Raw genomic sequence first — 11,768 nt, 5'->3', positions numbered from 1 at the left:
CTGCACCGCATCCACGCCTCCGGCGTCCCGCCCCTGACCGAGGAGCACGGCCTCGCCCTGCTCGACGCCGCCATGGGAATCGACGAGCCCTACCTGGTTGCGACCGGCCGCATGGCCGCCGGCGCCCGCCCACGCGGCGAGGTGCCGACGATGTTCCGCGCCCTCCTGCCCGCCGGGCGCCGCACGGCCTCCGCGACCGGCACCGGTGCCGCCACCATGACGGCCCTCGCCGCCCGCCTCCACGAACTGCGCGAGGCCGACCGGCTGCGCCACGTCGTGGACCTGGTCCGCACCGAGGCCGCCGCTATCCTCGGCCACGCCTCGCCGCAGGCCGTCGCCGCCGACCGGGACTTCCACGACCTCGGCATCGACTCCCTCACCGCCCTGGAACTGCGCAACCGCCTCACCGCCGTCACCGGCCTGCGCCTGCCCGCGACCCTGGTCTTCGACCACCCGACCCCCGCCGCGATCGCCGACCGCGTGCTCGCGGAGGTGCTCGGCTGGCACGACGATCCGGTCGCCCCGGCCGCGGCGGCCACCGCCATCGCCGATGACCCGATCGCGATCGTCGGCATGGCCTGCCGCCTGCCCGGCGGGGTCGGCACGCCCGAGGAGCTGTGGGCGCTGGTTGCCGAGGGCCGCGAGGGCATCTCCGACTTCCCGACCGACCGCGGCTGGGACCTCGACATCCTGCTCGGCGGCGGCCCCGGCGACCGGGGGCGCAGCGCCACCGCGAAGGGCGGCTTCCTGCACGGGGTGGCCGACTTCGACGCGGCCTTCTTCGGGATCTCGCCGCGCGAGGCGCTCGCGATGGACCCGCAGCAGCGGCTCCTGCTGGAGACGTCCTGGGAGGCCGTCGAGCGTGCCGGGATCGACCCGACGGCGCTGCGCGGCAGCCGGACCGGCGTCTTCGTCGGCACCGGCGGCCAGGACTACCTGACGCTCGTCATGAACGCCCAGGAGGACATCGAGGGCCACGCGAGCACCGGCCTGGCCGCGAGCGTGGTCTCCGGCCGGATCTCCTACACCTTCGGCCTGGAGGGCCCGGCGGTCACCGTCGACACGGCGTGCTCCTCCTCGCTGGTGGCGATGCACCTGGCCTCCCAGTCGCTGCGCAGCGGCGAGTGCACGCTGGCCCTGGCCGGCGGCGTCACCGTGATGTCGTCCTCGCTCGGCTTTCCCGGCTTCACCCGGCAGGGCGGACTGGCCCCGGACGGGCGCTGCAAGGCGTTCGCCGACGGTGCGGACGGGACCGGGTGGTCGGAGGGCGCGGGCGTCCTGGTGCTGGAGCGCCTCTCGGACGCGCGCCGCAACGGGCACCCGGTGCTCGCGGTCGTGCGCGGCAGTGCCGTCAACCAGGACGGTGCCTCGAACGGTCTGACGGCCCCCAACGGGCCGGCCCAGCAGCGCGTCATCCGCCAGGCCCTCGCCAACGCGCGCCTCTCGGCGGCGGAGGTCGACTTCGTCGAGGGCCACGGTACGGGCACCACGCTGGGCGACCCGATCGAGGCCCAGGCCCTCCTCGCCACCTACGGGCAGGAGCGCGAAAGCCCGCTCCTGCTCGGCTCGCTGAAGTCCAACATCGGCCACACCCAGGCCGCCGCCGGTGCGGCCGGCGTGATCAAGGCCGTGCTGTCGATGCAGCACGGTGTGCTGCCCCGCACGCTGCACGTGGACGCGCCGTCCTCGCACGTCGACTGGACGGCGGGTGACATCCGGCTGCTCACGCAGGCGGAGGAGTGGCCGGAGACCGGCCGGCCGCGCCGTGCGGGCGTGTCGGCCTTCGGGATCAGCGGCACCAACGCTCACGTGATCATCGAGCAGGCGCCGCCGGCCGAGGCCGGCGTGGCGGAGCCGTCGGTGGCGCCAGGCTCAGTGCCATGGGTGCTGGCGGGCAAGTCCGAGGCCGCGCTGGACGCCCAGCTCGTGCGACTGGAAGGGCTGGACGCCCCGCCCGTTGACGTCGGCCTCTCGCTGGCCGCCGGGCGGTCGCGGTTCGCGCACCGGGCCGTGCTGCTGGACGGCGCCGAAGTGGCCCGGGGCGTCGCCGACGGCGAGCGCAGGACGGCACTCCTGTTCTCCGGACAGGGCGCCCAACGCCTCGGCATGGGACAGGAGTTGTACGCCCGCTTCCGCGTGTTCGCCGAGGCCTTCGACGCGGTCTGCGCGCAGTTCGACCTGCCCGTCCGGGATGTCGTGTGGGGTGAGGACGAGGAGCTGCTGAACCGGACGGAGTACGCCCAGGCCGGGTTGTTCGCGGTCGAGGTGGCGCTGTTTCGGCTGCTCGAATCGCTGGGTGTGCGGCCGGAGTTCGTGGCCGGGCACTCGATCGGGGAGGTCGCGGCCGCGCACGTCGCCGGGGTGTTCGGCCTGACCGACGCCTGTGCCCTGGTGGCTGCTCGCGGCCGCCTCATGCAGGCGCTGCCGTCCGGCGGCGCGATGCTGGCGGTGCAGGCGGCGGAGGACGAAGTCCTGCCGCTGCTGGGCGACTTCGTCTCGATCGCGGCCGTCAACGGTCCGGCCTCCGTCGTCGTCTCGGGCGCGGGGGAGGCCGTCGCGGCGATCGGGGAGCACTTCGCCGACCGCAGGACCACGCGGCTGAGGGTCTCGCACGCGTTCCACTCGCCGTTGATGGACCCGATGTTGGAGGACTTCCGCGAGGTCCTCAACGGGCTGAGCTTCAGCGCGCCTTCGATCCCGCTGGTCTCCAACCTCACCGGCGCCCTCGGCGAGGACGTCACCAGCCCCGAGTACTGGGTGCGCCACGTCCGCGAGGCCGTCCGCTTCGCCGACGGCATCCGCACGCTGCACGCCGCCGGTGCGACCGACTTCGTGGAGCTCGGCCCGGACGCGGCCCTGTCCCCTGCCGTCCGCCGGACCCTGGCGGATGCCTCGGAGGTCGTCGTCGAGTCGGCCGGGCGCCGCGGCCGTCCCGAAGAGACCGCCCTGCTGACCGCGCTCGCCCGCCTCCATGTCGTCGGCACGCCCGTCGACTGGGCGCGCCTGTTCGACGGCACCGGTGCACGCCGCACCGGCTTGCCGACGTACACCTTCCAGCGCGAGCGCTACTGGCCGCAGACGCACGCCCCGACCTCCCGCCCCGGCGCCGCCGCGCCGGACGACCCGCTGGACGCCCGCTTCTGGGCCGCCGTCGAGGGCGAGGACCTGGACGCGCTCGCCGCCGACCTCGCTGTGGACGGCGAAGCGCTCGGCGCGGTGCTCCCGGCCCTGTCCGCGTGGCGGCGCCACCACCGCGACCAGTCCCTGCTGGACGCGCTGCGCTTCCACGAGTCCTGGCGCGCGCTGCCGGGCGGCTCGACGGCCCGGCCGTCCGGCCCATGGCTGGTGGTGACACCGGCCGAGGACGGCGACGAGGCGTGGACGGAGGCGGCCTGCGAGGCCGTCGGGCCGGACGTGCTGTGCCTGTCCGTGTCCGCCCAGGAGCGCGCCGGGATCGCTACGCTCCTGCGCGAACTTCCCTCGACCGGGGGCCCGTTCACCGGGGTCCTGTCCCTCCTCGCGCTCGGCCGTGAGACCGACCCGGCCGCCGCGACCCTCGCCCTCCTGCAGGCGCTGCGCGACGCGGACGTCACCGCGCCGTTGTGGTGCCTGACGCGCGGCGCGGTCGCCGTGGCCCGTACCGACTCGCCGACCGCGCCCGAGCAGGCCGCCGTATGGGGCCTCGGCCGGGTCGCCGCGTTGGAGCACCCCCAGCAGTGGGGCGGCCTCGTCGACCTGCCCGAGGTGCCGGACCAGTCCGCGGTGCGCCGCGTGGCCGCCGTGCTCGCCGGCGTGGACGGCGAGGACCAGATCGCGATCCGTACCGCCGCCGTCCACGCCCGCCGCCTGGTCCCGGCTCCGGCCGGCGCGCCGGCCGCGGGCTGGACGCCTGGGCGGACCCCGGGCACCGTGCTGATCACCGGCGGCACCGGCGGCCGGGGCGCGGCCGTGGCCCGCCAGCTCGCCGCCGCGGGCGCGAGCCACCTGCTGCTGGCGAGCCGCCGGGGCCCGGACGCCCCCGGCGCCGCCGACCTCGTCGAGGAACTGAGCGGCCTGGGCGCCGTCGTGACGATCGCGTCGTGCGACGTCGGCGACCGTGACGCCCTCGCCGCCTTGCTGGCCGCGATCCCCGCCGACGCCCCGCTCACCGCCGTCGTCCACGCGGCGGGCACGGTCGACGACGGCGTCCTCGACGACCTGACGCCCGAGCGCCTTGCCGCCGTCCACCGGGTCCGCGCCGGGGCCGCCTTCCACCTGGACGAGCTGACCCGCGGCATCGACCTGACGGCCTTCGTGCTCTGCTCCTCCGTCGCCGGTGCCGTCGGCACCCCCGGCCGGGCCACCCTCGCGGCCCCGGCCGCCGTCCTGGACGCGCTGGCCCAGCGCCGCCGCGCCGACGGCCTGCCCGCCACCTCCGTGGCCTGGGGTGCGTGGATCGGCGCCGAGGCCACCAGCATCGACTCGGGCGCCCCGGCCGGGGACGACGGACGCTCCCAGCGCACCGCCGTCCCCGCCCTGCACCCCGACCTCGCCCTGGCCGCGCTGCGCCAGGCCGTCACCCGCCCGGCCCCAGCGCTCGTGCTGCTCGACCTGACGCAGCCACAGGTCCTGGAGAGCCTCGTCGGCCTGCGCGGCAACCCGCTGCTGCGTGACCTCCCGGCCGCCCGGCCCGCCCTGGAGGCCGCCGCCGCGGTCCGCCGCGACTACGCGACCGCCGCCTCCGAGCTCACCGGCCGCCTGCGCGCCCTCACCCCGACCGAGCGCACCGCCCTGCTCACCGACCTCGTCCGCACCCACGTCGCCTCCGTGCTCGGCTACGCCGACCGCTCCGCCGTCGCCCCGGACCGCAAGTTCCGCGACCTCGGCTTCGACTCGCTGACGGCCGTCGAGCTGCCCGCCCGGCTCGGCGCGGCCACCGGCCTCACGCTCCCCGCCACCTCCGTCTACGACTACCCGACCGCCCAGGCCCTCGCCGGGCATCTCCTGACCGAGCTCCTCGACACCCCCGTCGACCCGCTGCTGCCCACCGTGCGAGCCGCGGCCGACGACGGCGAGCCGATCGCGATCGTCGGCATGGCCTGCCGCCTGCCCGGCGGGGTCACCTCGCCCGACGAGCTGTGGCGCCTGGTCTCCGAGGGCGGCGACGGCATCGCCGGCTTCCCGGAGGACCGCGGCTGGGACCTGCGGACCCTGCTCGTCGGCGACCGCGACGGCCGCGGCCGCAGCGCCACCCTGGAAGGCGGCTTCATCGACGCCGTCGCCGACTTCGACGCCTCCTTCTTCGGCATCTCGCCGCGCGAGGCCCTCGCCATGGACCCGCAGCAGCGCCTGCTGCTGGAGACGTCCTGGGAGGCCCTGGAGCGCGCCGGGGTGGACCCGCAGAAGCTCGGCGGCAGCCGCACCGGCGTCTTCGTCGGCACCAACGGCCTCGACTACGCGACGCTCATGATGAACTCGCGCGAGGACATCGGCGGCCACGCCGGCACCGGCCTCGCGTCGAGCGTCCTGTCCGGCCGCATCTCCTACACGCTCGGCCTGGAGGGCCCGGCCGTCACCGTCGACACCGCGTGCTCGTCGTCCCTGGTCGCCCTGCACTGGGCCACCCAGGCGCTGCGCAACGGCGAGTGCGGACTCGCGCTCGCGGGCGGCGTGACGGTGATGACCACGCCGGTGAGCTTCGCCGGCTTCACCGTCCAGAACGGCCTCGCCGCCGACGGCCGCTGCAAGGCCTACTCGGACGCCGCAGACGGCACCAACTGGTCCGAGGGTGCCGGCATGCTGGTCCTGGAGCGGTTGTCCGACGCCCGCCGCAACGGGCACCCGGTGCTGGCCGTCGTGCGCGGCAGCGCCGTCAACCAGGACGGCGCCTCGAACGGCATCACCGCGCCCAACGGCCCGTCCCAGCAGCGCGTCATCCGCCAGGCCCTCGCGAGCGCCGGACTGTCGGCTGCCGAGGTCGACGCCGTCGAGGGCCACGGCACCGGAACCGCCCTCGGCGACCCGATCGAGGCCCAGGCGCTCCTCGCCACGTACGGGAGGAACCGCGAACGGCCGCTGCTGCTCGGCTCGCTGAAGTCGAACATCGGCCACACCCAGGCCGCCGCCGGCGTCGCCGGGGTGATCAAGACCGTGCTCGCCATGCGGCACGGCGTGCTGCCGAAGTCCCTGCACATCGACCGGCCGTCCGCCGTCGTGGACTGGACGGCGGGCTCGATCGACCTGCTCACCGAGGCCCGGCCGTGGCCCGAGGTCGACCGGCCCTGGCGCGCCGGGGTGTCCTCGTTCGGGATCAGCGGCACCAACGCGCACGTGATCCTCGAACAGGCGCCCGCCGTGACCGAGCGCACCGAGGACCAGCGGGTGCTGCCCGCCGTCGTCCCGTTGGTGCTCTCCGGCCGCTCCGAGGACGCGTTGGAGACCCACCTCGCCCGCGCCTCCGCCCTCGAACTCTCCCCGTTGGACATCGGGTTCTCGCTCGCCACCGGACGCTCCGCCTTCGAGTACCGGGCCGTGCTGCTCGCGTGCAGCGAGGGCCTGACAGAGGTCGCCCGCGGCGTCGCGGCGGACCGCTCGACGGCCTTCCTGTTCTCCGGCCAGGGCTCGCAGCGCCTGGGCATGGGCCAGGAGCTGTACGCGCGCTTCCCGGTGTTCGCGGACGCCTTCGACGCGGTGTGCGCGGTGCTCGACGAGCACCTGGAGCAGCCGCTGCGCGCGGTCGTGTGGGGCGAGGACGCGGAACTGCTGAACCGGACGGCGTACGCCCAGGCCGGGTTGTTCGCGGTCGAGGTGGCGCTGTACCGACTCGTCGAATCCCTGGGCGTGCGGCCGGACTTGGTCGCTGGTCACTCGATCGGCGAGATCGCCGCGGCGCACGTCGCCGGGGTGTTCTCGCTCGGTGACGCGTGCGCCCTGGTGGCGGCGCGCGGCCGGCTGATGCAGGCCCTGCCGTCCGGTGGGGCGATGCTCGCCGTGCAGGTCACTGAGGACGAAGTCCTGCCCCTGCTGACCGAGTTCGTGTCCGTTGCCGCCGTCAACGGCTCGACCTCCGTCGTCGTCTCCGGCACGGAGGAGGCCGTCGCTGCGATCGAGGCGCACTTCGCCGACCGCCGGACGTCCCGCCTTCGGGTGTCCCACGCGTTCCACTCCCCGCTGATGGACCCGATGCTGGAGGACTTCCGCACCGTCCTCGACGGCCTGTCCTACGCCGCCCCTTCGATCCCGCTGGTCTCCAACCTCACCGGCGCCCTCGGTGCGGACCTCACCAGCCCCGACTACTGGGTGCGCCACGTCCGCGAGGCCGTCCGCTTCGCCGACGGCGTCCGGGCCCTGCGCGAGGCCGGGGCCACCGCCTTCCTCGAACTCGGCCCCGACGGCGTCCTCACCGCCCTCGCCGAACAGAGCCTCGGCGACGACGCGGCCGACTGCGTCCGCGCCGCCGCCCTGCGCAAGGACCGCGCCGACGAGCGCACCCTGCTCACCGCCCTCGCCGCGCTTCACACGGCCGGCGTCCCGGTCGACTGGGCGGCCCTGTTCGACGGCACCGGCGCCCGCCGGGTCGACCTGCCCACCTACGCCTTCGACCACCGCCGCTACTGGCCGCGCCCGGCCGCCCTCTCCGGCGACGTCGCCTCCGTCGGCCTCGTCCCGGCCGACCACCCGCTGCTCGGCGCCGCCGTCCCGCTCGCCGACGACACCGACGGCCTGCTCTTCACCAGCCGCCTCGCCCTGCGCGTCCACCCGTGGCTGCTCGACCACCGGATCGGCGGCCGGCTGGCCTTCCCCGCCGCCGCCTTCGTCGAACTGGCCGTCCGGGCCGGCGACCAGGTCGGCTGCGGCCGGATCGCGGAGCTCACGCTCGGCGACCCGCTGCCGCTCGCCGAGGACGACGAACCCGTCGTGCAGGTGCGCGTCGGCGCGCCCGACGACACCGGCGCCCGCCCGGTGGCCTGCTACGCCCGCCCCGGCGACGCCGCCCCCGACGAGCCGTGGACGCGCTGTGCCACCGGGACCCTCGTGCCCCAGGACACCGACCTGCCGGACTACGCGCAGGCGGCCTGGCCGCCGGCCGGTGCGCTCGCCGTCGACCTGGAGGGCTTCTACCGCGAGCCCGGGCGCGGCCCGGCGTTCCGGGGACTGCGCGCCGCCTGGCTGCGCGGCGAGGAGGTGTTCGCCGAGGTCGAGCAGGCCGGCGAACCCGGCGAGGACGCCCGCTACTTCGGCCTCCACCCGGCCCTGCTCGACGCCGCCCTGCACGCCGCCGTGCTGATCGGCGTCGGCACCGAGGAGCAGCTGCCGCAGCCCCAGGCCTGGCAGGGCGTGGCCCTGCACGCCGGGGGAGCGGCCGCCCTGCGGGTGCGCGTCGCCCGCCTCGGCGAGGAGACGGTGTCCGTCACCGCCACCGACCCGGCGGGCGGCGCGGTGCTGACGGTCGGCTCGGTCACCCTGCGCGCCCCGCAGGCCGCCGCTGCCGCCGCCCGCACCGGCCGCGACCCGCTGTTCCGGATCGAGTGGGTCCCCGCCCCCGCCACGCCGCCCGCCGCCACGGCAGTGCGCTGCACGGCGCTCGGCCGGGACGGCTACGGCACGGGCTCCTCGGCCGCGACGTTCGCGGACCTCGGCCGCCCGGTGCCGGACCTCGTCCTGGTCGCCCTGGAGGGCCCGGCCGGCGATGTCCCGGAGGCCGTCCACGCGCACACCGCGCGCGTCCTCGCCCTGGTCCAGGACTGGCTGGCCGAGGACCGGGCCGCCGCCCGGCTGGTGTTCGTGACCCGGGGCGCCGTCCGGGCAGCCGACGGCGAGACCGTCCGCGACCTGCCCGGCGGCGCCGCCTGGGGCCTGGTCCGCTCGGCGAACTCCGAGCACCCCGGCCGCTTCGCCCTGCTCGACGTCGAACACACTGAGGACGTGGCCGCGGTCCTGCCGCTGCTGCCCGGCCTGCTGGCCGACGGCGAGGCCCAGTTCGCCGTGCGCGGCGGCGCTCTGCGGGTGGCCCGGCTGGCCCGGCTCGCGGACGCGGCGGGGCTGCTGCCCCCGGCCGGCACGCCGTGGGTCCTGGACGGCCTGCTGCCCGACGACATGGCGCTCGTGCCCCGCCCAGAGGCGGCCGGGCCGCCCGCGGCCGGGCAGGTCGCCGTCGCCGTCCGGGCCGCCGTCCACGGCCGTGGCACCGGTGCGGCCGGCGTGGTGACGGCGGTCGGTGACGGCGTGCCGGACCTTCGCCCGGGCGACGAGGTGTTCGGCGTGCTGGCGGCCGGGCCGAAGGCGGTCGCGGACCGGCGCCTGCTGGCCCCGCTGCCCGACGGCTGGTCCTCCGGGGCCGCCGCCGCCCTGGCCGCGGACTTCGTCCCCGCACGGCAGGCCCTCGGCGGCTCGGCCGTCCAGGCCGGCCGGACCGTCCACGTGCACGCCACCGCCACCGGACCGGCCACCGCTGCCGTCGAGCTCGCCCTGCGACTGGGCGCCGATGTCTCGGCCACGGCCCCCGACGGGCTGCGCGACGCCCTGCTCGGCCACGGCCTGCCGCCCGAGCGGCTCGTCGGGCGCGCGGCGGCGGGTACCGACCTCGTCCTCGACGACGACGCCTTCGCCCACCTGCCCGCACCGGACGCCGACGAGACCGCCGCGATCCTCGCGGAGCTCGTCGCCCTGGCCGGACGCGGCGAGCTCACCGCGCCGCCGGTCGCCGCGCACGACATCCGCGCCGCCCGCACCGCGCTCACCGCCGGGGAGTCCGCCGTCCGGACGGTCCTCACGATGCCCGCGGAGCGCCACCCCGACGGCACCGTGCTGATCACCGGCGGCACCGGCGCCCTCGGCCGCCGCCTCGCCCGCCGCCTCGCCTCCACCGGCGCCCGCCACCTGCTGCTCACCAGCCGGCGCGGACCGGACGCGCCCGGCGCGGCCGAACTCCTCGCCGACCTGGCGGCGCTCGGCGCCGACGCCCGCGTCGTCGCCTGCGACACCGCCGACCGCGCCGCCACCGAGGCCCTGCTCGCCGGCATCCCGGCCGAGCACCCGCTCACCGCCCTCATCCACACGGCCGGTGTGCTGGACGACGGCATCATCACCGCGCTCACCCCCGAGCGGCTGTCCGCCGTCCTGCGGCCCAAGGTCGACGCCGTCTGGCAGCTCCACGAGCTCACCCGGCACCTCGACCTCGCGGTCTTCGCCGTCTTCTCGTCCATCGCGGGCGTCATGGGCAGCCCCGGCCAGGGCAACTACGCCGCGGCCAACGCGTTCCTGGACACCCTGATCGACCACCGCAGGTCGCTCGGTCTGGCCGGCACCTCGCTCGCCTGGGGCCCGTGGGCCCAGGAGGCGGGCATGACCAGCGAGCTCAGCGAGACCGACATGCGGCGCATGCAGTCCGGCGGCATCCCGCCGCTCTCCGTCGAGCAGGGCCTCGCCCTGTTCGAGGCGGCCCTCGGCTCCGCCGAACCGCTCGTCATTCCGATGGGCCTGGCCGCCGGGGGCATGCGCCCCCAGGGCGACGTGCCGCCGCTGTTCCGCGGACTCGTCCGCGCCGCCCGGCGCTCCGCCTCGGGCGGCGGCACGAGCGGTGCCGGCGCGGCCGCCGACTTCACCCGGCAGCTGCTCGACCTCAACGAGCGCGACCGCATGCGCTACCTCGTCGATACCGTCCGCGCCGAAGCCGCCGCCGTCCTCGGCCACCTCTCCCCGGAGGCCGTCGACGCCGAACGCGACTTCTACGAGCTCGGGTTCGACTCGCTCACCGCCGTCGAGCTGCGCAACCGGATCGCCGCTGTCACCGGCCTGCGGATGCCCGCCACCGTCGTCTTCGACAGCCGCTCGCCGGTCGAGCTCGCCACCTGGCTCCGCAGCGAGCTCGCCAACCAGCGCGCCGAGGACGGCGGGGGCGGGGCCGTGCTCGTGCCCGGCGGCGAGCCCGAACTCGATTCCCTGGAGCGGCTGTTCACCGACGCCCTGGCCATCGGCAAGGTGCCCGAGGCCCAGCGCATGCTCGCCACCGTCGCGGCCCTGCGCCCCACCTTCGAGGCGACCGCCGAACTGGAGGACCTGCCCTGGGCGACCCGCCTCGCCGAGGGGCCCCGCCCGACCCGGCTGATCTGCGTCAGCGCGCCGACGGCCAACGCGGGCGTGCACCAGTACTCCCGGCTCGCCGCCCACTTCCGTGGCGAGCGCGAGGTGTCGGCGCTCCCGCTGGTCGGCTTCGCCACGGGCGAGCGGCTGCCCGCCACCCCCGAGGTCGCCACCCGGGTGATCGCCGAGAGCGCCCTGCGCGCCAGCGACGGCCACCCGTTCGTCCTCGCCGGCCACTCCTCCGGCGGTTCCTTCGCCTACGCCGCGGCCGGCCTGCTGGAGCACACGTGGGGCATCCGCCCGGCGGGCGTCGTCCTCTTCGACACGCTGAGCTTCCAGCACAACGCCGACGAGGGCACCGACTACACCGGCATGATGCGGCTCAACTTCACCGGCGGCGACTCGCCGGTGCGGCTGACCAACTCCCGCCTGTCCGCGATGGGCCGCTGGATGGTCCTCCTCAACCGCCTGGAGGTGCACCACACCACGGCCCCCGTCCTGCTCGTCACCTGCGACCGTGCCCTGACCGGCGTCGACGAGGCCCCCATCGAGCAGCGTGCCCAGGCCGAGCCGCTCGTGCCGGGCGCCCGGGTGGTCGGTGTCGACGCCGACCACCTGTCGATGATCCGCGAGGACTCGGCCCTCACCGCCGAGGTCGTGGAGGAGTGGCTGCGCGGCCAGGAGTAGCCGCAGGCCGGACGGGCGTG

The 11,768-nt window shown here is 76.4% G+C and carries 1 protein-coding gene; it reads left to right on the top strand.

What is annotated here, in order from left to right; translation table 11 throughout:
- The first annotated feature begins 72 nt into the window (after positions 1 to 72).
- Positions 73 to 11,748 carry a type I polyketide synthase gene (locus AB0O19_RS36860; protein ID WP_363625975.1) on the top strand — a complete coding sequence of 3,892 codons (11,676 nt, stop codon included), beginning with the start codon at positions 73 to 75 and terminating at the stop codon, positions 11,746 to 11,748.
- Positions 11,749 to 11,768: the final 20 nt, after the last annotated feature.

It is taken from the genome of Kitasatospora sp. NPDC091276 (assembly GCF_040684355.1).
In the GTDB taxonomy this organism is placed as follows: domain Bacteria; phylum Actinomycetota; class Actinomycetes; order Streptomycetales; family Streptomycetaceae; genus Kitasatospora.
This window is presented reverse-complemented; position numbering and strand designations above follow the sequence as displayed.